Source organism: Candidatus Leptovillus gracilis (assembly GCA_016716065.1).
Classification (GTDB): Bacteria; Chloroflexota; Anaerolineae; order Promineifilales; family Promineifilaceae; genus Leptovillus; species Leptovillus gracilis.
Genome location: JADJXA010000006.1, coordinates 228,475 through 251,735 on the forward strand (window position 1 = coordinate 228,475; position 23,261 = coordinate 251,735).

Annotated in this window: 14 protein-coding genes and 1 pseudogene; 8 read left to right on the forward strand and 7 right to left on the reverse strand. The window is 61.0% G+C overall.

From position 1 onward, the window contains the following. Positions 1-67 precede the first annotated feature (67 nt). The 8 genes from IPM39_17355 to IPM39_17390 all read left to right on the forward strand — a co-directional run bounded on the left by IPM39_17355 (position 68) and on the right by IPM39_17390 (position 15,556). Positions 68-5,134 (forward strand): glycosyltransferase family 39 protein, encoded by a 5,067-nt coding sequence (locus IPM39_17355; protein MBK8987807.1) that lies wholly within the window; start codon positions 68-70, stop codon positions 5,132-5,134. Between the two features lie 79 nt (positions 5,135-5,213). Beyond that, positions 5,214-5,783, forward strand: coding sequence for a hypothetical protein (locus IPM39_17360; protein MBK8987808.1), 570 nt, complete (start codon positions 5,214-5,216; stop codon positions 5,781-5,783). Then, positions 5,668-7,905: a hypothetical protein gene (locus tag IPM39_17365; GenBank protein ID MBK8987809.1), complete on the forward strand. Its 2,238-nt coding sequence runs from the start codon at positions 5,668-5,670 to the stop codon at positions 7,903-7,905. Before IPM39_17360 ends, IPM39_17365 begins: the two co-directional genes overlap by 116 nt. Before the next feature lie 24 nt (positions 7,906-7,929). Then, the gene (locus tag IPM39_17370; protein MBK8987810.1) at positions 7,930-9,684 is read left to right on the forward strand and encodes a glycosyltransferase family 39 protein; all 1,755 of its coding nucleotides are present in this window, start codon (positions 7,930-7,932) and stop codon (positions 9,682-9,684) included. Next, a complete protein-coding gene (locus tag IPM39_17375; GenBank protein MBK8987811.1) occupies positions 9,681-10,295 on the forward strand; it encodes an RNA polymerase sigma factor in 615 nt (204 codons plus the stop codon). The genes IPM39_17370 and IPM39_17375 overlap by 4 nt, the downstream gene beginning before the upstream one ends. A 40-nt stretch (positions 10,296-10,335) precedes the next feature. Next, positions 10,336-10,941 (forward strand): zf-HC2 domain-containing protein, encoded by a 606-nt coding sequence (locus tag IPM39_17380; protein ID MBK8987812.1) that lies wholly within the window; start codon positions 10,336-10,338, stop codon positions 10,939-10,941. 45 nt (positions 10,942-10,986) lie between these two features. Continuing rightward, a complete protein-coding gene (locus IPM39_17385) occupies positions 10,987-14,742 on the forward strand; it encodes a TIGR03663 family protein (GenBank protein MBK8987813.1) in 3,756 nt (1,251 codons plus the stop codon). A gap of 55 nt (positions 14,743-14,797) precedes the next feature. Beyond that, positions 14,798-15,556 carry an SDR family oxidoreductase gene (locus IPM39_17390; protein MBK8987814.1) on the forward strand — a complete coding sequence of 253 codons (759 nt, stop codon included), beginning with the start codon at positions 14,798-14,800 and terminating at the stop codon, positions 15,554-15,556. Between the two features lie 153 nt (positions 15,557-15,709). Here IPM39_17390 and IPM39_17395 read toward each other — a convergent pair whose 3' ends face one another. The 7 genes and pseudogenes from IPM39_17395 to IPM39_17425 all read right to left on the reverse strand — a co-directional run bounded on the left by IPM39_17395 (position 15,710) and on the right by IPM39_17425 (position 22,827). Continuing rightward, positions 15,710-16,402, reverse strand: coding sequence for an FkbM family methyltransferase (locus IPM39_17395; GenBank protein ID MBK8987815.1), 693 nt, complete (start codon positions 16,400-16,402; stop codon positions 15,710-15,712). A 37-nt stretch (positions 16,403-16,439) separates the two neighbouring features. Next, entirely contained in the window at positions 16,440-17,285 is an 846-nt protein-coding gene (locus IPM39_17400; GenBank protein MBK8987816.1) for a sugar phosphate isomerase/epimerase, read from the reverse strand. A 3-nt stretch (positions 17,286-17,288) separates the two neighbouring features. Further along, positions 17,289-17,384, reverse strand: a complete 96-nt coding sequence (locus tag IPM39_17405) for a hypothetical protein (GenBank protein MBK8987817.1) — start codon at positions 17,382-17,384, stop codon at positions 17,289-17,291. After that, positions 17,353-17,427: pseudogene (locus tag IPM39_17410) on the reverse strand (SEC-C domain-containing protein). The gene IPM39_17405 and the pseudogene IPM39_17410 overlap by 32 nt, the downstream one beginning before the upstream one ends. A gap of 1,049 nt (positions 17,428-18,476) precedes the next feature. Next, positions 18,477-19,493: a DinB family protein gene (locus IPM39_17415; GenBank protein ID MBK8987818.1), complete on the reverse strand. Its 1,017-nt coding sequence runs from the start codon at positions 19,491-19,493 to the stop codon at positions 18,477-18,479. Between the two features lie 259 nt (positions 19,494-19,752). Beyond that, positions 19,753-21,591, reverse strand: coding sequence for a hypothetical protein (locus tag IPM39_17420; GenBank protein MBK8987819.1), 1,839 nt, complete (start codon positions 21,589-21,591; stop codon positions 19,753-19,755). 42 nt (positions 21,592-21,633) lie between these two features. Next, the gene (locus IPM39_17425; GenBank protein ID MBK8987820.1) at positions 21,634-22,827 is read right to left on the reverse strand and encodes a PQQ-dependent sugar dehydrogenase; all 1,194 of its coding nucleotides are present in this window, start codon (positions 22,825-22,827) and stop codon (positions 21,634-21,636) included. Positions 22,828-23,261: the final 434 nt, after the last annotated feature.

Genomic DNA, 23,261 nt, shown 5'->3' on the forward strand with positions numbered 1-23,261 from the left:
GGCTTTTTTACAGCTTGTGTGTATAACACTCTGAATCTATCAGCCTGAGACGACCAAGACTAAAACCATGATGCACGCAGCCGAAGAGTCCCAACCGATTACACCACCTGCCCCCGACACAGTTGCGTCAGTGAAACGGCCGTTTACCTGGGAATCCCTCACTTTCATCCTCCTCTTCCTCATTCTCCTGGTGGCCGCCTATTTTCGTTTCACCGGGCTAAATTGGGACCAGGGCACGCACCTCCACCCCGACGAGCGCTTTCTCACCGAAGTCACCTCCTTGCTGCGCACCACCAACAATCCCCTCACTTACCTGCGCACCTCCGAATCGCCGCTGAACCCCTACAACGTCGGCAAAACTTTCTACGTCTACGGCAACTTCCCCATGACCCTCGCCCGCTACATTGGCGAGTGGGCCAACGATTTGTGCGCCGCCTTCACCTCGCCCGGCGCTCCACCACTGGCGCTGTGCGCCCACAACTACACCGCCTATGACGGCGTTCATCTGTTGGGCCGCTTCCTCTCCGGGCTGGTAGACCTGGTATCCATCTTCTTTTTATTTCTGATGGGGCGTCGTTTGTACGATTGGCGGGTAGGGCTGCTGGCGGCGCTGCTGTTGGCGCTGGCCGTCATGCCCATCCAGCAGTCCCATTTTTACACCATGGACAATTGGGCCGCCGCCCTGACGACGCTGACGCTGTATACGGCCGTGCGCGCTGCCGGGTTCGGTGACAAATCGCCACGCTGGCGGCTGCGCTGGTGGGCCATGTTTGGCCTGGCGTTGGGTCTAACGGTGGCCTCGCGCATCAACGTCGCCCCGTTGGCCGGCATTGCGCCGCTGGCCGGCATCCTCTGGCTGCACCAACGCGGCCACCAGTGGCGCGACTGGCTGAGTCTCAACGTTCTCGTCCGCGCCACCCCCGCCGCCGCCGACGCCCAGCGCATCCTCCTGGGACTACTGTTGGCCGCGGCCGTCTCCCTGCTCACCTTCCGCCTGGCCCAACCCTATGCCTTCGCCGACGCGGCCATCATCCGCCAGGAGGCGCTGACGACCACCGGCCAGGAAGCCAATCCGCTGGTGGCTGTCCTCGGTTCACTCATCGGCTTTAATCCGCAATGGCGCAGTAACATGGAAGAAATTCAACGGCTGCAAGCGCCAGAAGCCTCCTTCCCACCCGCCTTGCAGTGGACCGACCGCGCCCCAATTTTGTTCCCGCTGACCAACATGGTTCTCTATGGCATGGGGCTGACGGCCGGAATCATGGCCTGGGTGGGATTCTTCTGGGCGCTGTGGCGCATTGTGCGCAATCGGCCGGATTGGCTGGCTCACGCCATCCCGGTCGCCTGGAGCGGCGTTTATTTCCTGTTCATGGCGACTCGCTGGGTCAAGTCTATCCGCTACTTTTTGCCGATTTATCCCACGCTGCTGCTGCTGGCAGCCTGGGCGCTGGTGGAGCTGTGGCGGCTGGCGCAGCGCAGCGAAACAGGACGGGTCTGGCGGCAAACGGCCGTCATCACCCTCATCCTCCTCACCATCCTGCCCAGCTTCTTCTGGGCCAACACCTTCGTCAGCACCTACCAGAAACCGTTCACCCGTCTGGCCGCCTCCGAATGGATGTATGAACATGTGCCCACCGGGGCGACGCTGATGTATGAGCTGAATGGCGAGACGCGCCAGCTGCAGCTTCCGCTTAAAGGCTACACCTACTTCCAGGGCGCGCCGCCCTTGTTTCTGTCGTTTGAACTGCCAGACGGGGGCACGGCAACGGCCGTGCGCCTCAACTACCTCACCGACCTGGACTACAACCAGACCGGCGACCTGACCGACTCGGAAACGCTGTACGTCAGCCTGCGTCCCCTTGGGCCGGCCAACCAACCAACCAGCCAGCCAACCCAACTTTCCCTCAACCTGGACCAGACGCGCCAATCCGCTCTGGCCGACCTGCCGGACACGCCCATCCCGCCCAACACGCCGTATGAAATCGTCATCGAATTGGGCGAAGGCGGGCCGGTGGCCTTGGGAACCAGCATCATTGTCAACGAGCATTGGGATGATCTGCTGCCGGCGAATATCAACGGCCGTTCCGCCTATGGCAGCTATTACACCGAAGTCAATGGCGGCCAGCGCCCCGTCACCCACCCGGACAGCTTCCAAAAGCGCGAAGAAGTGGTCGCCTGGCTGGACGAAGCCGACTACATCGCCATCAGCAGCCAGCGGGCCATCTGGCACTTGCCCCGCCTGCCCCTCACCTACCCGCTGATGATGCGCTACTACGAAGCGTTGTTCAGCGGCGAATTGGGGTTTGAACTGGTCAGCCAATTCCACGCCGATTTCCGCGTCGGCCCCATCTATCTCAGCGACACCACCGGGCAGATGCGCTGGGGCGCGCCGCCAGAAGTAGGCTGGCCGCCACCCGGCGACCTGGCCGCCGAGGAGGCGTTCAGCGTCTACGACCATCCGCCGGTCTGGATTTTTAAGAAGACCGAGACCTACAGCCACGAAAACACCATCCAAATCCTGGGCGGCGTAGACCTGACACAAACCATCTTCCAGACGCCCGACCAGGCCACCCTTGCGCCCAACGGCCTGATGCTGTCGCCAGCGGCGCAGGCGCTGCAGGCGGCCAACGGCACGTTTAGCCAGCTTTTCAACCCGGACGGCCTGCTGTCGCAGAATTCGGCTGTGGCGGCCATCGTCTGGTGGCTGATGGTGGTGGCCCTGGGCTGGCTGGCCTTCCCGGTGGCCTTCGTGGCTCTGGGCGGCCTGCCCGACAAAGGCTTTGCGTTGGCGCGCATTTTATCCATTTTGCTGCTCTCTTATTTCACCTGGATAACCGCCAGTTTGGGCTGGCTGGTCAATACGCGGGGCACGCTGCTGCTGGGCCTGCTGCTGCTGGCGCTGCTGAGCGGCTTTATCCTGTGGCGGCGCGGCGCAGACATGCTGGCTTTTACGCGGGCCAACCTGAAATATATTGGCGTGGTGGAACTGCTGGGCGTCGGGCTGTTTTTGCTGGCGATTCTGATTCGTTTGGGCAACCCGGACGTGTGGGACATTATTTGGGGCGGCGAGAAACCGATGGACCTGGCTTATTTTACGGCCGTACTCAAATCCACCACCTTCCCGCCCTACGACCCCTGGTATGCCGGCGGCTACATCAATTATTATTACTATGGCTTCGTCTACGCCGGCGTGCTTGCCAAACTATTGGGCATCGTGCCAACGATGGCCTACAACCTGATTTTACCCATGTTGTTCAGTTTCACCGGCGTGGGGGCGTTTGCGGTGGCCTTTAATCTGGCCGCGCATCGGTCGTCAATCGCCAATCGTCCATCGTCAATGTCGCTGCGCGACGGCTTCGCCCCTGTCAATCGTCAATCCCTCTTTGCCGGTCTTGTGGCGGCAGCGCTGGCGGTGTTGGTGGGCAATCTGGCGCAGGTGGGCGTGGTGCTGGACGTCTGGTATCGGGCGGGCAGCACGGCCATCAGCACCGGTGTGGGCGGGCTGGATGCGCTGCTGCGCACCTTCGACGGCGCAGTGAACCTGGTCAGCGGCCAACCGGCCCCAATGTATCCTGGGGACTGGTTCTGGACAGCTTCGCGGGCGATCAACGCCAACCCCGGCGAAGTGGGTCCCATCACCGAATTCCCGTTCTTCACCTTCCTGTATGCCGATTTACACGCCCATATGATCAGCCTGCCGCTGCAACTGCTGGCGCTGGGCTGGGCGGTAGGGCTGGCGCTTTCACCCACCGTCAATCGTCAATCGTCAATCGGCAATCGGCAATGGGAAAAAGCGCTGCTCTGGTTTGTCGGCGCTTTGGCCATTGGGGTGCTGCGGCCGACAAACACCTGGGATTGGCCGACGTATCTGGTGATTGGCGCGCTGGCGGTGACGTTTTATGTTTATCAGCAGTACGGTCGTTTTTCGTTTTCCCTGGTCGGGCAGGCAGTGGTGCAAACGGCCGTGCTGGTCGCCCTCTCGGCGCTGCTGTTCTGGCCTTTTGTCGCCCATTACGGCTCCGGCTACAACTCTGTCTCCTTGTGGGCCGGTTCCTACACCCACCTGACCAACTACCTGACCATCTATGGCCTGTTCCTTTTTTTCATCCTCCCCTATCTGTTCCTGGAATTTCGCGCCTGGAGCAAAGGGTGGACTTACGCTCAACTGCAGGGCTGGCGCTCCTGGGGTTTTGCCTTTGTCCTGGCGCTGGTCGTCTATGTGCTGCTCATCCTGGTGTTGTTCTTCAAGAATTATTGGATCGCGCCGTTTGTCTTGACGCTGGTCATGGTGAGTGGGCTGTTGGGGCTGCGGCCCAATCTGCCCCCGGCGCGGCGCATTGTGCTGGTGCTGATTTCGGCCGCCCTGGCGCTGACGTTGTTTGTGGAGATTTTTGTGCTGGACGGCGACATCGGCCGGATGAACACCGTGTTTAAGATTTATATGCAGGTGTGGCTGATTTTGAGCGTGGTGGGCGGGGTAACGGCCGTGTGGACCTTCCGGGCCATCCGGCAGAAAAAAGCGGTGCGGCAGGTCTGGCAAGTCGCCCTGGGTCTGCTGCTCTTTGCTGCCCTGCTTTATCCGCTGCTGGCGACCCCGGCCAAGTGGAACATCCGCATGAGCAAGGAAGCGCCCAACAGCCTGGACGGCATGGCCTTCATGCGTTACGTCTCTTATGGCGACACCAACAATTCCACCATCACCCTGGCCGATGATTACGACGCCATCCAATGGATGCAGCGCAACATCACCGGTTCGCCGGTAATCGCCGAGGGGCACAGCCACAACAACGGCAACTTCAGCCCGTACCGCTCCATCACCAACCGCGTGTCTATGTACACCGGCCTGCCGGCCATCGTCGGCTGGGATTGGCATCAGCGGCAGCAGCGGGCCACCCTGCCCGGCAATCTGGTCAGCGACCGCATCAACGAGGTAAACCAGTTGTACAATACGCCGGACATGTTCGCCGCCCAGGCGTTATTGAACAAATACAACGTACAATACGTCTACGTGGGGCAGTTGGAACAGGTTTACTACAATCCGGCGGGCATCGCCAAATTCGCGCAAATGGTCCAGGCCGGGCTGCTGACAGAAGTTTACCGGAACGACGAGACGGTGATTTACCGTGTTCCGTAAGCCGTGAACCGTTTACGGACAACGGATTACGGAACACGGACAACAGATTACAGAACACGGATAACGGATTACACAACACATGCCACTTTCCGACATTTTTGCCGCTTTTCGCTGGTGGGTTGTGCTGATGGTTTTGGGCACGGCCGTTTTCCCATTGGCCGCCTATTTCCTCAAATCCCTGCCCGACCGGGGTTACGCTTTCAGCAAGATGCTAGGGCTGCTGCTCGTCACCTTTCTGTTCTGGCTGCTGGGCAGTTTGGGCTTCCTGCAAAATGATTTAGGCGGTGTGCTGCTGGCGCTGGCAGCCGTGATTGGGCTGTCGGTCTGGGTCACAATTCAGGCGAAACAAGCGGATAAACCAGCTATTATCTTCTGGCTGCGCCAAAATTGGTCGCAAATACTCATCACCGAACTGGTGTTTGCGGCGATGTTTGCCCTGTGGGTGTGGGTGCGGGCGCAAAACCCGGCCATCACGGCCACCGAAAAGCCGATGGAATTTGCCTTCCTAAACGCGGCCGGCCGCAGCCCGGCCCATGCCGCCATTGGACCCCTGGCTGTCTGGCTACGCCATCAGCTACTACTATTTTGGGTATGTGATGACTTCGGTGCTGGCGCGGCTGGCGGCCGTGCCGGAGGCCATCGCCTTTAACCTGGGTATTGCCTGGCTGGTGGCGGGAACGGCCGTAGGCGCATTTGGCCTGGTATACAATTTAATCGCTCTGCGCGGGGCACGGGCCAGCGCTGTGCTGCTGGGTTTGGTGGCGGCCGTCGCCCTGCCCATCGCCGGCAACCAACAAATCACCCTGGAACTGTTGTACGCCAACCAGGTTGGTCCGGCCGAGTTCTGGCAGTGGCTCGACGTGCGCGACATCAACGCCGCCTACAGCCCCAACCAGACGCCGCGCTACGAAAATGGCGGCTGGTGGTGGTGGCGCTCATCGCGCCCCATCCACGAATACCACCTCTCCGGCCGCGCCGAAGAAGGGCTGGAACCCATCGCCGAATTCCCCGGCTTCAGCTTTGTCTTGGGCGACATGCACCCCCACGTGCTGGCGCTGCCCTTCGCCTTTCTCAGTCTGGCGCTGGCATTGGCGTGGTGGCTGAAGAGTGGGGAGTGGGGAGTTGGGAGTGGGGAGTTGGCAGGGAGCGCCATGCCGTCCTCTTTCACTTCACACTTCACAATTCTCACTTCGCACTTCACAATTCACTGGCCTTTCTTCCTGTTCACGGCGCTGGTTTTGGGTGGATTGTCTTTTCTGAACACCTGGGACGTATTCATTCATCTGTTTGTGGTGGCCGGGGCGTATGCCTTGGGGCGCTGGCGGCTGGAGGGTTGGAGCAGCCGGGTGTTCACTCAGGGGGCGGTGATGGGGCTGCTGCTGCTGCTGACGGCCGTGCTGCTGTATTTGCCCTTCTATTTGGGCTTTCGGTCGCAGGCGGGCGCGCCCTTTTTGCTGCCTATGCTCATGCGAACCACCCGGCTGCCGCAATTTCTGATTATTTTTGCCATGCCGCTGTGGGTCATTACCATCTGGCTGCTGGCGTTGGCGGCGCGGCAGCGCTGGCGGCAGTGGCGCAAAGGGATGGGCACGGCCGCTGCCCTGCTGATTGCCCTCTACCTGCTGACCTTCTTCTTTAGCTGGATTGTCGCCAGCAGCGCCGATGGCGCCTGGCGTGTCACTTCGTTGGCCGATGAATTGGGCATCGTTCTGGCCCCACGGCCGGAAAACGGTGTGGCGTTGGGTTGGGGGTTGACGGCCGTTTTCGCCATCCTGCCCACCTTCCTTGCCAACCGTCTGGCCTACGCCGGACTAACCCTTTACCTGTCCGGCCTTATTGCCCTGGTGGTCATGGTTTGGTATGAGGAGATGGGGAGAGGGGGAGACATGGAGAGGGGGAGACATGGAGAGGGGGAGACTCTCTCTGTCTCCGGGTCTCCTGGTCTCCCGGTCTCCGGGTCTCCGGGTCTCCCTGTCTCCTGGTCTCCCGGTCTCCCAGTCTCCCCAGTCTCCCCGTCTCCTTTTGTGCTGCTGCTGGTCCTCACCGGGGCGCTGCTGACACTGGGGCCGGAGTTTGTCTACCTGCGCGACAATTTTGGGCAGCGATTGAACACCATTTTTAAGTTTTATTATCAGGCGTGGGTGTTGTTTGGCGTGGCCGCGCTGTTTGGCCTGGATTCTCTGCTGCATGGTTGGCGGCAAGGAATCCAGCGGGTGGCGCCGCTCGCGGCCGCTGCCGGTTATGCCGTCATGCTGGCCTTTGCCCTGCTTTTCCCCTATTATGGCGTGCGTTCACGGGCGCTGGAGTATCGCGGCCCGGCAAATTTCCCCGACCGACCGGCAGCGACGTTGAACGGCCTGGCTTACGTGGAACGCTTCAACCCGGACGAATACGCGGCCATCCAATGGCTGCGGCAAAACGTGGCCGGGACGCCGGTGATTGTGGAAGCGGTCGGTGGGCAGTATTCGGGTTACGGCCGTATCTCGGCCAACACCGGCCTGCCCACGCTCCTGGGTTGGGGCGGCCACGAATACCAGTGGCGCGGCCCAGACACGCCGGAACCGGCGCTGCGCCAACCGGCCGTGGAAACCATCTACACTCTGGCCGATTGGGCCACCACAGCCGCGCTGCTAGACCAATACAAGGTGGAGTACATTTACGTCGGCAGCCTGGAACGAGACGCTTATGGCGGGCAAGTGCAAGAAAAGTTTAACGGCCGTCTGGAAGTGGCTTACCAGAATGGCAGCGTAACGATTTTTCGTTGGCAGTAGCGAATTGATGATTGGCGTTAACTTATGACAAGCGAGACGAGCGATTTCAAAGTGGAAGCAGCGTTTGCCAACCAGCCAAATGTGGCGGCGCGGTTAACGGTGGGCGACGCGCTGTTTGGGCTGGTCGGTCTGCTGGCGGCCGTGCTGCGGCTGGTGGGATTGAACAGCCTGCCGCTGTCGCCAGCCGAAGCCGAACAGGCGTTAACGGTGTGGCGCTTCTGGCAGCCAGGGCAAACGGCCGTCATCCCCCTCAGCCCGGCCTATTTTTCGCTGACGGCCGTTCTGAGTCAGGTTTTGGGCTTCAGCGATGCCACCATGCGGCTGGTCCCGGCCCTGTTTGGCGTGGCCCTGGCGCTGCTGCCCTGGCTGCTGCGGGCGCGGTTGGGCGTGGTAGGGGCATTGGTGACGGCCGTTTTCCTGGCCGTCTCACCCATCACCACCGTTGTGGCGCGCACAGCCGGCGGCGAAAGCATCGCCCTGTTTGCCGCGCTGCTGCTGCTGGTCGCCTGGGTGCGCTGGCAAGATTCGGGTGACGGCCGTTGGGCCATTACCCTGGCGGCGGCAGTGGGCCTGGGTCTGACCAGCGCGCCGCTGTTTTACACCGGGATGGCCGCCCTGGGCGTGGCCTGGTTCTGGCAAATGACCATTGGCCCCCGCTGGCAGCAGCCCACAGAACAAGAAGGGAGAGAAACGGCCGTGTGGTCCCGCGCGGCGCTGGTCGGATTATTCATCTTCCTGGCCCTGACCACCACCTTTTTATTCAACATTTCCGGCATCGGCGCGGCGGCGGCGCTGTTGGCCGACTGGCTGCAACAGTTCGGCCGTTCTGAAGCGGTCGCCGTCACCACCCCCTTCCTGGCGGTGGCCCGATACGAGATAGGTCTGCTGGTTGTTGGCCTGGCGGCCGTCCTGTGGGTTAGCTGGAGTGGACACCCCATCGGCCGACTGGCGCTGTATTGGCTGGTGGGCGTCCTGGGGTTGATGCTGCTGCAACAGGGTGTCATCCACAATGCCGCTCTGCTTGCCCCGGCCGGTTATTTGCTGATTGGCAGTTTTAGCGGCAGCGTCATTGGCGGCCACATTCACCGGCGCGGTTGGGCATTAACCGGCGGGCTGCTGCTGATTTGGGCGCTGATGTTTGTCAACATCAGCCGTTTTTTGCGCGTCAGCGTCTTTCAACCCACCAACCTGACCCATGTCTGGATCGCCATTTTTGGCCTGACGTTGGCCCTGACCACCATCTATTTCCTGATCACCTGGGACCATCATTCCACCTACCAGGGCATTTTATTGAGCGTATTGGCGCTGCTGCTTTTTTACGCCTGGGGCACAAGCTGGTGGCTGACGCAAAAAGCGGCCAACGACCCCCGCGAAACCTGGGTGACGACGGGAACGGCCAACGATGTTCCCGTCTTGCTCCGGCAAATCACTACGTTGTCCTGGCAAATTGCCCGCAGCCCAACCGACATAGATATTTTCAGCACAGTACAATCGCCAGTTCTAGCCTGGTATCTGCGCGATTTCCCCGGTTTTCAGATGGGCGCGCTGCCCGCGGCGGCCACCACCAGCCTGATTCTGACACCGGATGCCGCTGAACCGGCTTTTGGCGGCGATTACATGGGCACGGCTTACAATCTGGCGCAAACGGGCGTCATCGCCGGCGGCTTTAGCCAATCGCCGATTTTAGACACGCTGCGCTGGTGGTTGTTTCAAGAGAGCACGGCCGTCCCAGAGCCGCAGCGCCTCATCTTATGGCTGCGAGCGGATTTAGCCCAATGAGCGTCAGCGACCCCCACGCCCTGCCCTGGCCGACCGACGAGGCTGCGCCCACCTATGCCGATCCGCACATTCAGGCATTAATTCAGCGCTGCCTGGCCGCCGAGGAGCTGGCCTACGTCGCCCTGTACAACGAATACGCTGAGATGATTTACCGGCTGAACTTCAGCCTATTGCAGCACCGGGAAGACGCCGAAGAGGTGCTGCAAGACAGCTTTGAATACGCTTTTCGTCAACTGCGCCAGTACGATCCCCACAAGGCGTCGTTTAAGACCTGGCTGTATCGCATCGCCATCAGCCGCTGCCGCAACAAACGGCGGCGCAAATGGCTGCCCACTTTTTCGCTGAGCCAACTGCTGCCGCGGGAGGATGTGGCCGACGAGCAGACGCCCACGCCGCCGGAAGCGGCGCAGTTAAACGCGCGGCAGCAAATGGTCTGGCAAGCGCTGCAAGAGTTGTCGCCAAAGCTGCGGGAAACGGCCGTGCTGCGCTATTACGAGAATCTCACTTATCCAGAAATCGCCGCCATCCTGGATATTCCCACCAAAACGGCCGAGTCGCGGATGCGGCTGGCCCATGCGGCGCTGCGGGAACTGCTGGCGGAGGAGCCGTAGGCCGTAGGCTCGTAGGCCGTAGAACGGCGAATGAGGGTTTTTGGACCAAACAGTGTATAGCAAAATGATGAACCAGGAACATGTTTTACCACTGCTGGCTGATTATGTACTGGACTTGCTGCCGGGCAACGAGCGGCGGCAGGTGGAGCAGCACGCCGCCGACTGCGCCGACTGCCGTCAGGCGCTGCATGGCGAGCGGCAGATCGGTGGGCTGGTGCGGGCGACGCTGCACACGGCGACGGAACCGGCATACGGCCGTCTGACCCAGCTGCGCCCCGCTGTTCCCCAGCGCGCCACCCAACCAATTCGTGGCCCACAGCGTCAGCGCCAGTTGGCGCTGGCAGGGCTGCTGCTGGTTTTGCTGCTGGGCGCGTCCGGTTGGCGCTATGGCAATGCCCGGCAAAGCTGGCAGCCACCGCCGCCCACCCACATCGCCATCACCGCGACAACTGTCGCCACGACAACGATTGCTGCGACAACATACCAGGAAGCGACGGCCACATTGGCCCAGGCAACAACCAACAGGAGCATGGAGGAAACGGCCGTTGCCGCCCCATCCGACCAACCCACCATCCAACCCCATGCCACTCCTCTTCCCCAAGCCACGCCCATCGCCGCCGCCCGCCCATCGCTGTCCGCCAACTAACAACTCCCAACTAACAACTCCTAACTAACAAAAAGAGCCTGCCTCATGAGTGAATTAACTACAACGCCCAACGAATCCCAAACAACGGCCATCAATGATTTTTTGGCACGGCCGTTGCTTGCCGCCATCAACCTGGATTGGGAAAAAGCGATCTACATCACCTTTTTCCTCATCGCCATTGTCAGCCGCTTTGTGTTTTTAGGCGACCGGGTGATGAGCCACGACGAAAGCCTGCACACGCAGTTTTCTTACCAGTTCTACAACGGTGATGGCTACCAACACACGCCCCTGATGCACGGCCCATCGTTGTTCCACGCGACGGCCGTTTCTTACTGGCTCTTTGGCGATAGCGATCTATCGGCGCGGATTCCGGTAGCCATTTTGGGCGTGCTGCTGGTGGTGCTGATGCCTTATCTGCTGCGCCCCTGGCTGGGCAAAATTGGGGCGCTTTTCACCAGTTTTTTCCTGCTCATCTCGCCTTATATCACGTATTATTCGCGCTATATCCGCCACGACATCTACGTCATCATGGCGGCGTTGGTGGTTTTCCTCTCCATCTGGTATTACTTTGGCGCGCGCCGCGACAAATACATCTGGTGGTTTGCCATTGGCCTGGGGTTGATGTTTACCACCATGGAAACCGCCTTCATTTACGTGGCGATTTTTGGCAGCTTTGCCGTGGTGCGGCTGCTGCCGCAAATGGTTGTAGCCGATTGGTTCCGCGCCAGTTTAGGGCGGCTGCGTCTGCCCATTTTGCTGGTGATGCTGGCCGTTTTGCTGGCCGGCGGTGGGCTGCTAGGACAAAAACTCATCGCCGAAGCGCCGCTGCCCCTGGCCGAAGCAACGGCCACCCTGGAAGGATTTGCGGCTGATCCTGACGCGGTGGTGGGGGCAACGGCCGTTACCCCGCTGCGCAACGAAATGATCTGGCGTTGGAGCCAGATCATCGGGCTGGTCATCCTGGGGGTTGGCGCTTTCATGGCTGCCCGCGCCCTGCGCCCAGAGCTGGACCAATACCCGGAATTTGACATCATCATGCTCTTTTCCACCCTGGTCTTGCCGCTGGTTTCGCCGCTGCTCACCAAAATCGCCGGCTGGAACCCTACCGATTACGCCATCAACAAATGTGTGCTGGAGAGCCAGGAAACGATGACGGCCGTCCAACTGCTCATCGCCCGCCTGGGCAATGGCGATTGCTGGAGTTCCTTCTTCCAATCTGGTTTGGTGCGTTCCGGCTACTTCCTCATCCCCACACTCATCATCGGCGTTCTGGTTGGCCTGTGGTGGGACCGCCGCCGCTGGCTGACGGCCGCGTTCATTTTCTATGGCATCTTCATCGTTTTGTTCACCTCGGTCTTCACCAATCCCGGCGGTTTCGCCACCGGCATCATCGGCTCGCTCGGTTATTGGTTGGACCAGCAGGCAGTGCAGCGAGGCAGCCAGCCGCTCTTTTATTATTTGTTCGTCACCCCCTTCTACGAATTTTTGCTGGTCATCTTTTCGTTTGCGGGCATCTGGTTATGGCATCAACAGCATCGGCTCCAGCGCATTCTGGGTTACTGGCTGGCGCTGCTGTTGGCGGCCTTCCTGGGCTACAGCCTGTCCACCTGGCTTTACACGCGCTCGCTAACGGCCGGTGGGCTGCTGGTGATGAACGGCGACGGCCGTAACACTTTGTTAGGCATGATCGTCGCCCTGGTTATCCTGGGGGCGGGCAGCCTGTTCTGGTTGTTCGTCTACCGCCACCGCCTGGCGCAGCAAAACAACCTGGAAGGCGGGCTGGCTTCACTGTTTAGCCCGCGCCTCATCATGGAATTTGTGCCTTCCGTCGCCTGGTGGCTGATGCTTACCTGGGTGGCCTACAGCGTCGCCGGGGAGAAGATGCCCTGGCTGAGCACCCATTTTGTCATCCCCATGGCGATTCTGAGCGGTTGGTACTTTGGCGAAAAGCTGCGCACGGTGGATGTGAGGGCTTTATTCGCCCGGCCGTCGCTCATCTTTGGCGGGCTAAGTTTGCTGCTGCTCGTCGTCGGTTTTGGCCTGTTTAGCCAGCTGTGGTTGGGCAGCGCGCGCCTGGGCGACCAACAAATCAGCGCCTTGCAAGACCTGGGGCTGTTCCTGGGGCTGCTGCTGCTGGCCGGTGTCGTTTTTTATTTCTGGCAGCGCTATCGCCAGGGCATTGAACCCACCACCCGCCGCCTCATCCTCACCCTGAGCGTATTCATCCTGCTCAGTTTATTGACCATACGCTTCACCTACCTCGCCAGCTTCCCCAACGCCGACTACACCACCGAATACATGGTCTACGCCCACGGCGCGCCGGCCACCAAACGCATCGTCATGGACCAGATCGAAGAATTGTCCATGCGCCTGCATGGCGACCAGAGCATCAAAGTTGCCTACGATAACGACGTATCCTGGCCCTTCACCTGGTACCTGCGCAATTATCCCAACCGCGTTTATTTTGGCGAAAACCCCAGCAACAGCCTGAACGAATCGCCGATCATCATTGCCGGCAGCCAGAATTGGGGCAAAGTGGAGCCATACCTGGGCAACAATTACGAACAGCGCACCTACACCTTCCTTTGGTGGCCGATGGAGGAGTATCGCAAAATTTCCTGGAACGCCATCTTCGGCAATCCCAACGACCTGGAACGGCGCGGCCTGGGCAACGCCAATGTGCGCCAGGCGTTATGGGACGTCTTCTTTTACCGGGATTATGAAAAATATGGGCAGACTTTTGGCGGCGCGTATACCAGCCGCGAATGGCCGCTGCGCCAAGAAATGCGGGTCTACATCCGCAAAGATGTGCTGGCGAATTTGTGGGATTATGGCGTCGGCGCGGTGAACGCGGCATCGCTGCAAGACCCCTATGCCGAGAATGAGCTGCAGCTCGCGCCATCGCTCATTCTGAACGACGTGGGACTGCCGGGCGTGGGCGACGGCGAGTTGACGACGCCGCGCAACGTGACAGTGGGGCCAGACGGCCGTATCTACGTCGTTGACAGTGGCAATCATCGCCTTCAGGTGTTTGATGCGCAGGGCAATTTCCTGGCCGCCTGGGGCGAGTTTGGCGCGGAACCGGGCCAGTTCAACGAACCCTGGAGCGTGGCGGTAGACGACGAGTTTGTCTATGTCGCCGATACCTGGAATTATCGCATTCAAAAGTTTACGACCACTGGCGAATTTGTGGCCGCCTACGGCCGTAACGGTTCCCCCGCAGACATCAACGACCGCGCCCTGGGGCTGTTTTATGGCCCGCGCGACATTTTGCTGCTGGATGACGGCCGTTTGCTCATCACCGACACCGGCAACCACCGCCTGCAAATCATGGACCGCGATGGCAATTTTGTGGATTCGATGGGGCAGTTTGGCAGCCAGCCTGGCTGGTTTAACGAACCGGTCGGTCTGGCGAATGGACCGGAAGATTCGGTGTACGTGGCGGATACGTGGAACGGCCGTATCCAACAGTTCACCGCCGACCTCTTCCCCGCCTTCCAATGGAGCGTCAACGCCTGGTACAGCCAGTCCATAGACAACAAGCCCTACATCGCCACCGACAGCGCCGGCCGCATCTACGTCACCGACCCCGAAGGGTATCGGGTGCTGATCTTCAATGCCTTTGGCGATTACATGGGCCGCTTTGGCTCCTTTGGGACCGGTCCAACCCAGTTTGCCCTGCCGGTCGGCATTGCCACAGACGCCCAGGACAACATCTACATCGCCGACGCCCACAACAACCGTATCGTCAAATACCCGCCCCCTTTTGGCAGCCCGGTACTCCCTGAACAGCAAGAATAGATAGAGTTGTCAAATCTTAAAGATTTGACAACTCTAATTTCCAGGAGATGCAGCTATGCGATTTGCTAACCAGGTTGTACTGGTAACGGGTGGTTCGCGGGGCATTGGTCGGGCGATATGCCGCCAATTTGCCGAACGCGGGGCGCAGGTCGTCGTCCATTACCACCAAAACCGGACGGCGGCTGAAGAGACATTGGCCGCGCTGCCGGGCGGCCCGCATCTTATTGTGCAGGCGGCCATTGAGGAGCCAACGGCCGTACAGCAAATGATCCAGACGGCCGTCGCCCAATACGGCCGTCTGGACATCCTCATCAACAACGCCGCCATCTACGAAGAACACCCCCTGGCCGAGGTGAGCTACGACGAGTGGCAGGCGCGTTGGCGCAGCATCATCGAGGCCAATTTGTTGGGGCCGGCCAACGCCGCCTATTGCGCCGGGCAGCAGATGATTCGTCAGGGGTACGGCCGGATCATCAACATCTCTTCCCGCGGCGCGTTTCGCGGCGAACCCACCGCCCCGGCCTACGGGGCCAGCAAAGCGGGCCTTAACGCCATGGGCCAATCGCTGGCGAAATATCTGGCCCCCTACAACATCTTTGTGGCGACCGTCGCCCCAGGCTGGGTAGCCACGGACATGGCCCAGGCCCACCTGGACAGCCCGGCCGGCGACGACATCCGCGCCCAAAGCCCGCTCAATCGGGTGGCGACGCCGGAGGAAGTGGCTTATACGGCCGTCTTCCTGGCCTCCCCTGGCGCAGAATTTCTCACCGGGGCCATTGTGGACGTGAACGGCGCTTCTTACCTGCGAACTTGATTTTTTGCGCCACAGTTACAATATCAGTAGATCGAAATGATATGGGAGCGCAGGCGTCCCGCCTGCCCATGCGGGCAAGATGCCCGCGCTCCGTTTCGATCTACTGAATATAGTTTAAAACTCTGTGTTCTCCCCGCCTCCGTGGTGCAAATTCTAGCGGCGTAAACGGCCGTACACATCCCCGCTTTGGCTTTGCGCCACCAACCGACCGGCCATTTCCCCGGCCGAGAGCCAGCGCTCTGACTGCCAGCGATGCGTTTCCCCGACGGACCAGTTAAACTCGTAACAGCCCAAACCAGCCAGCAGCCGCAGGCACTCTTGCGCCACGCCGATGGTCGCCGGCAAATACTCGAATGACAGCGCGGTCAGCGGTTCAGACAGCCCGCGCAGCACCTCGGCTTCGTACCCCTCCACGTCAATTTTGCAAAAGGCCGGTCGGCCGTACTGCCCAATTAGCGCGTCCAACGTTGTCACCGGCACAGACACGGCCGTGTCCCATTCCACCCCACCAAACGCAGCGTCGCGCTGCACGGCCGTGATCCAATCGGCCGACAAAGTGGAAACAGTGGGGTATTTCTGGCTGATGTAGAGAGATTGCTGGCCGGGCTGCGCCGCCAAAGCCAGCGGCAGCAAATGAACGTGGGGCGAACGGCCGTAAAAGCGGCGTAACCAGGCCATCAGGTGGGGCTGCGGCTCGATGGCCACCACTTGCGCCCCCAACCGCCGCCAGGCCCAAATGCGGTTGCCTACATGCGCCCCCACATCAAAACAGACATCGCCTGGCCGGATAAACGGAGCATAAAAGCGGCTAAGCTGACCCAGGCGGCCGGGCACGCCGTAATACATCAGCAGCGAACGCCAGACGCCGCGCCGCTGCGCCCACTTATTCATCGGCGAGGGCTGCTTGCACGGCCGCTGTCAACGCCAGACGCGAGGCCACCAGCGCCTCATCGGTGTCGCGGCCGTAACCACCCGACTTGGGCAGCCCGCCAATCTCCAAAATGGCCGGGCCACGATAGCCGCCGGCCAGCGCGGCGCGCATAAAGACGGTTAAATCCAGGCTGCCCAAACCCAGCGGCAAATGATGGTTCACTTCCGGCCAGGCGGTGTCAGAGATGTGCAGCAAGCTGGCGCGGGACACGAGAGCGGCATAGGCGGCAAAATCGTCGGGGTGGGTGTGGTTAAAATCCCAGACAAAGCCGAGGTGGGGCACGGCCGTTAACACCTTCTGGCAGCGTTCCGGGCGATGGAAAACAGGCACATCGGCCGAGTTGTGTTCCAGGCCAAAGCGAAAACCAACCCGGCGGCCCAGAGCAGCGGCGGCGGCCAACTGCGCCAGCAGCGATTCCTCCAGGGCAATGATCTGCGCCTGGTCCAGCGGTTCGCGGAGGACAATGTGCCAGTGGACGCAAGTACAGGCCAGGGTCGTGATGGCTTGAAGGTTGGCGTGCAGCACATCCAGGGGCGTTTGGCCGCTTTCGGTACGGCCGTTGGCATACAGCGGCACAACCATTTCCATAACGGCCGTCATCCTGGCCCGCCGCAGCGCCAACGCCACCGTCTCCAACGAATCGCCCAGCCGCTGCACGCCCAACCCCTCGCCCGGACCGGGGAACTGGAGGCAGCGAAACCCAGTCAGGCTGGCAAAAACAATCTCGTCCCGCGCCGAACGCCAATTAGCCGGGAAGAAACGGCCGTTCATGCCAATCTGAATCGGTAAATCTATCATGGCTCAACCGTGCCAGACTCGAACGCTTTTCGGCAATCCTTCAGGTCTGGCGCACAAACGACAGCGGTTATGCCCCTGGCCGGCCGTGGCATTTTTTATACTTCAAACCGCTGCCGCATGGGCACGGAGCATTCCGCCCAACTTTGGGCGAAGGTGGCCCGTTGACCAGCAAGTCGTTCATCCGGTCGCCCAGCCGGGTCTGTATCGGTTTCGGCGGTGCAACCGGCGGCAAAAATCCCTGGTGGCGCAGCAATGACTGGCGCTGCCCTATCTCCGCTTCACGCTCTTGTTGGCGTTGTCGCGTCTGGTATTCTTCAATAATGTCAAAAGGCTGATAGAGGATATTGGCGACCGGCGATTGGGCGGCAAAAAAGTCACAATAGTCATCGAAGCCGATTATCCCCTCAACAATCAACTCTTGCGCGAACATCTCCTCGATTTGCGACCGGCTTTCCTCGTCCTGCAATTCGCCCAAAGCGGTGGCCACCGAGGTCCAGGTCTCATCAACGAAACCGGGCGGTATGGCAAAGGTTCCATCAGCTTGCAGCGGCGGCAGCAGCGCACGCAGACCGGGCAAAATGCGCGCCCGTTCTTGCGGGTACAAAGCGCCGATCACAGACAGCGTTTGCGCGGCCAGGTCACGGCCGTAATGGTACGTCTCCTCTGTCTCTAAAGCGACGATACGCAGCAAGGTGGCAACGGCCGTGCTGCCATAGTGGGCCAGGTCCGTCTCGAACCATTCCAGGTTATCCAGGTCATCATTGGGGCCGGTGAAAAGCTGCTCAAAAAACGGCAGCGCCGCCGGTTCACGGAAGGCCAACAGCAGTTTGGCGGCATGGAGCAGGCGATACCAACGGGCATCTGCTTCATCTTCCCAGTCATCATCCAGGCTGGCACGAAACAAGGCCAGCAAGCCGGGCGTCAGGCTCTCTTGCCGTTGTAGACACGCCTGAATCAGTTCGATGGGCGGGGTGCGCCCGGCCGTTTCCAATGCTTGCAGCAAGGCTGCGTCGGGCAGGGTGTTGTATTCCATACTATCCTTTTTTCAGCGGGAGCGCGGACATCCCGGCCGCAGCCGGCAAGAGGCCGACGCTCCCAGTATCCGTAGGCCGAAGTCCGTATCCCGTTATCCGATGGCATTTTCTAGAGGCAGCGCCCTACGGATTACCGATAACGGGTACTAATATCTTCTCATCCATGCGGTCGCGTTAAATAGCGCGGCCAACCGGGCAGCGCCAAAGCGTGGCGCACATCTATGGCATGTTCATGATCATGGCCCGCCCACACCTGCATCCAGAGATAAACCGAAACGGTGCGTCCCCAGGGCGCAAGAAAGGGACGCGCCAGGTCGGGTCCCGGCAGTTGGTCGAACAGGTCCAGAAGTTCCTGGCGCACGGCCATAAATTCTGCCCACACCTCTACCCACGATTGTCCGGCGCGGGCGGCGGCGTTGGCAGCGTTGAAGGCGTCGAAATCGGTGATGGGTTGGTCAAATTCCGGCGTCTGCCCGGCGGCCAACTGCCGCAAACCGCTCAGACCCACCTTTTCCCAATCAGTCAGGTGGCCGATTAAATCCTGCATTGTCCAAACGCCGCACACCGGGCGGCTGGCGCGTTCCGCTGGCGCTATCATGTCTACCAGCGACAGTATCTCGCGGCGGGTGGCTTTGAGCTGCGCCCGCAAAATGGCTTTGGGGCCGAGGCGGCGCAAGGTTTCCTGGGGCTGCGCCTGCCGCCAGGCGCGCAGGTCGTGGGCGTGGGCGGCGTCATGCTGCCAGCGCCAACGGACCCAGGTGCGCGGCCGGATGCGCTGCCCCCAGGGGAGGGTGAGGCGGCGGTGCAGCAGGTCATCGGGGGCGCGCTGAAGTACGGCCAGGAAACCGGCGCGCTCCTTCAGGCAGGCGGCCAGGGCTTGCTCCAGGGGGACAGATTGGAAACGGCCGTGCATTGCCCGGTTCGTCTCGTCCACGTTGTCTATCGGGGGGATGTCGGCCAGACGGCCGTCTAGCAGCAAACTCAGCCGCTGGCTGTTTACCGCATCCCAGGCGGCCAGGTGCAGCAGCACATCGCGGGCCGTTTGTTCGCCGGAGACGGGTACGGCCGTTAACGTCGCCTCATCCAGGCTGCGCAGTTGAAACAGCAAATGGGCGCGCTCGGCGGTCAATCGCGCCAGCAGCGTACTACGCCATTCAGGGGAACATTGAGTCATGTCGTCTCCGTCAATCGTGCAGCCTCATAGTATCCGTAGACCGAAGCCCGTATCCCGTTATCCGATGACATTTTCCAGAGTTAGCCCCCTACGGATTAACGACAACGGATTACCGCTTACGGGTACTAGTGGGATGGGTGAGGTAATGGTACATGAGGGACAGGAGAGCGGCAAGGGAAATGGTCAATTGTCAATTGTCAATTGTCGAGGTCGCTGCACGACGGCTTCGCCCCTGTCAACCGCCAATCCTTCGGCAGGCTCAGGACCAATCGCCAATCGTCAATCGCCAGAGGACGAACTCTTCGTCGTCGAAGCCTTTGAGGCGCTGGCGGAAGGGTTCCATGTGGGTGGGTTGGGTTTGCAGAAAAGCGTGGACTTCAGGGTCATCGGCGACGGCCGTAGACAGGATGATGTCTGTACCGCCAGCGTATTTTTCCAGGCGGGAAGCCACGTTGATAGTGGAGCCGAAGTAGTCGAAACGGCCGTTCAAATTGACGCCAATGCAGGGGCCATGATGCAGCGCGGCTTTGAGGAGCAGAGGCCGTTTGCCCTCCGGCGAGGTTCGTAATGTTTGCTGCGCCTGCAAAATGGCTTGCAGCCCGGCCGCCGGACGGCGAAAGACGGCCATCACCGCGTCGCCAATGGTCTTGACAATGGCCCCATCGGCCGCTTCGATAGCGGCGCGCAGCACGTCAAAATGCTCCATCACCAGACCGAAGGCGGGCGCATCGCCAATCTCGCGGTAGAGGCGGGTGGAGTCCACCAGGTCGGTGAACAACACCGTCAGGCTGCCGACGACGATCTGGTCGCCGGGCCGCAGCGCTTCTTCAGCGAACAGGTCACGGAAGCGCTGTAAGGCCGTCACCTCGGCGGCGACGACAGCGTCATCGGCCCAGGCCTGCCGCTCCAGCAGGAAAAGCTGTTCGGCGTCGGTCAGGTTTTCCAGCAGCAGATGGGGCTGAACGGCCAGGCGCAGTTCGTCGGGCGACCAACCGGCCGGAGTGGCCGGCAGGCGCAGGTCGGGCAAGCCATCGGGGGCCACGTTGAGGCGCTGGCTGCCGGGGAGGGATAGGGTGCGCAGGCGGTAACGGCCGTTTTCCAACAGCGGCGTCACCAACCGGCTGTCACCGGGCGGCAAGAGCTGCTGCACGGCAATGTGCGGCGCAGCCTGCGGCCCGGCCAGGCAGTATTCCTGCTGGTCGGGCACGGCGCGCACGGCCGGGTTGGGCCGGAAGGTCAATTCGACCGATTGGGAGAAGTTGGCGGTATAGTCAATCTGGCAGGTGTGGCAGTGGACGGTGCGGCCGACTTCGCCCAATTCGCTAACCCGGTCACGGGCGGAGCGGCAGGAGGGGCAGAGCAAATCCCAGCGAAAATCCAGCAGGCCCAGGCGGGTAGCGTAGAGGAACATCGTCAGCACGTCGCGGCGCGGCGCGCCCCAATGGTCGGCCAGGGCATAGGGGCGGATGCGGTCCAGGCTCAGGTCGTCGGCCTGCTCCAGGTTTTGGCGTAAGCGAGCGGCCAGATCGGGCGCGACGCCAGCCTCTACCAGCGCCGCCGCCGCCACCGCCAGGCGCTCGCGGCCGCCGGGGGCAAGGCGCACCGGGCGCGCCGGCCCGTCTACGAACGCTTTGTCACCAGCGGCCAACCGGTCATACTGCCGGAAGATGGCGCTGAACTGGCGACGAGAAAGCAGGCCAATCTGCACTGGGATGGCGATGTAGCCAAGCCAGTTGGCCGGTTTGGCCCACACTTCATAGGTGAAGTGAGTTCCGCCGCCGGGTGTGGGCTGCAATTGGGCGCGCACGCGCAGTTGGGCGATGGGGCGCAGCAAACCTGGTTTGTAGGCGCGGACGACGCCAAAGCGGTAAGGGGCGACCCACTCAAACGGCTCCTCGTCCCATTCCAGGGTGACGCCATAGATTTTGAAACGCAAACGGTGACGGCCGTTGCCCAGCTCCCGCGCCGCTGTTTGTTCCTCCTGGTAGGCAGGCAGGCCGGTATCGTGGTCAAAGCGGTTGGTATCGGCCACCAACGGCCACAATTGGGCCGGTTCGCTTTGCATCTGCCATTGCCAGCAGTAATGGAATTCGGTCATGGGATTGCGGATTTCGGATTGCGGATTGGGCAGTCGGGCGCTTTACGGCGCGGGTACAAGTTTGTAGACTTTGCCGCTGGAACCGGTGGCGCTGTAAGAGTTGGCCGTGAGCAGGTACAGTTCCAGGTTATGGTCTTGACCAAAGGCCAGGGTATAGAAGGATGGCAGGCTGCCGCCGTCGGATTGCGACAGGGGTACGGGGAGCAGTTCCCATAACCCGGCTTCGGCCGGCCGCACATCGGCGTAGTAGATTTGATTGGTGCCGACTTCGTTGTTGCTGACCCAATCTACGAAGAGGTAACGGCCGTATAACTCCGGCAGCGCCGCCCCACGATACACATAGCCGCCAATCACCGAGCGGCCAAAATCGCGCCGGTATTCCAGCACCGGGTCCACAAAAGCATCGCCGTAAACGCTTTCGCTGGCGCAGCTGACCAATGGTTGGGTGACGCCCTGGTTGTTAAAACAGGTCGTGCCTTCGCGCACCGGCCAACCATAATTGCCGCCGCTGACCACCACGTCAATCTCTTCGATATAATCCTGCCCCACATCCCCGGCGTATAGGGCGCGGTCGCCGGCCGCGTCGAAGGAGAAGCGGTACGGATTGCGGAAGCCATAGGCGTAAATTTCTGGCAGCCCGGGCTGGCCGATGAACGGGTTGTCGGCAGGGATGGAGTAGGGGGCGGCACTGTCCACGTCCAGGCGGGCGATGACCCCCAGTAAATTGTCGCGGGTCTGGCCGTTGCCACCCGGCGGATGGCCGCGACCAACGTCGTTGGCGTTGCCGCCATCACCAATGCCGATGTACAGGTAGCCATCCGGCCCAAAGGCAAGCTGGCCGCCGTTGTGGTTGTTCTGCGGCTGGTCCACCTGAAGGATGATGCGTTCGGAGGCCGGATCGGACCGGTTGGGGTCGTCGGCGGCGATGGCAAATTCGGCGATGACGCCGGTATGGTCCCAGTCACCGGGGGCGTTGGGGCGCAAGGGGGCGCTGTAGTAGAGGAAGAGACGGCCGTTAGCCACAAAATCCGGGTGCAGGGCCATTCCTAACAGGCCCCGTTCGTCATAAACGGGGTTCAGGTTCACCATGCGCGAGCGCAGGTCAATCAACGGCTGCGGCAGCCGACTGCCGGCCTGGTCCAGCACGTAGACAATGCCCACCTGGTCTACAACAAACAAACGGCCGTCGCCCGGCGCGGCCAGGGCCACCGGCGAGACAAAACCATCGGCTACCAACTGCAAAGCGGCGCGAACGTCACGCGGCAACGGAGTGGGCGTGGCGGTGGGCGAAGGCACGGCCGTTGGCGTTCGTGTGGGCTGGTCGGTGGGCAGCGGCGTCTCGCTGGCTGCGGGCGTGGGGGGTTGGGTAGGAACGACCGTGTTCACTGGCCGGGGCGGGTGGGTGAGGGTTGGCGCGGGGGTAGTCGTGGGAATCAGATTTCTGATGGAAGACGCCGCTTCCCGGCAGGCGGTTAGGGAAAAGGTAACGACTACCAAACAAATAATACAGTAGAATGTAATTGCGTTTGGGTGATGGTTGTTTTTCATGGTGCAAATTTAGCCGGAAACGGCCGTTTGCGCCATTACTTTTTGCGGTAAACTAGCCTAGTCTTAATTGAGATTCAGGTTAGCCAGTTGGTGGCTGCTGCCAACCGGCCAACCAACCCATC

Bases quoted from the DNA above. Each gene is read 5' to 3' on its own strand.
- IPM39_17370 (MBK8987810.1), top strand. From the start codon at position 7,930: ATGACAAGCGAGACGAGCGATTTCAAAGTGGAAGCAGCGTTTGCCAAC.
- IPM39_17385 (MBK8987813.1), top strand. From the start codon at position 10,987: ATGAGTGAATTAACTACAACGCCCAACGAATCCCAAACAACGGCCATC.
- IPM39_17415 (MBK8987818.1), bottom strand. From the start codon at position 19,493: ATGACTCAATGTTCCCCTGAATGGCGTAGTACGCTGCTGGCGCGATTG.
- IPM39_17355 (MBK8987807.1), top strand. From the start codon at position 68: ATGATGCACGCAGCCGAAGAGTCCCAACCGATTACACCACCTGCCCCC.
- IPM39_17360 (MBK8987808.1), top strand. From the start codon at position 5,214: ATGCCACTTTCCGACATTTTTGCCGCTTTTCGCTGGTGGGTTGTGCTG.
- IPM39_17365 (MBK8987809.1), top strand. From the start codon at position 5,668: ATGCCGCCATTGGACCCCTGGCTGTCTGGCTACGCCATCAGCTACTAC.
- IPM39_17400 (MBK8987816.1), bottom strand. From the start codon at position 17,285: ATGATAGATTTACCGATTCAGATTGGCATGAACGGCCGTTTCTTCCCG.
- IPM39_17420 (MBK8987819.1), bottom strand. From the start codon at position 21,591: ATGACCGAATTCCATTACTGCTGGCAATGGCAGATGCAAAGCGAACCG.
- IPM39_17375 (MBK8987811.1), top strand. From the start codon at position 9,681: ATGAGCGTCAGCGACCCCCACGCCCTGCCCTGGCCGACCGACGAGGCT.
- IPM39_17390 (MBK8987814.1), top strand. From the start codon at position 14,798: ATGCGATTTGCTAACCAGGTTGTACTGGTAACGGGTGGTTCGCGGGGC.
- IPM39_17395 (MBK8987815.1), bottom strand. From the start codon at position 16,402: ATGTATTACGGCGTGCCCGGCCGCCTGGGTCAGCTTAGCCGCTTTTAT.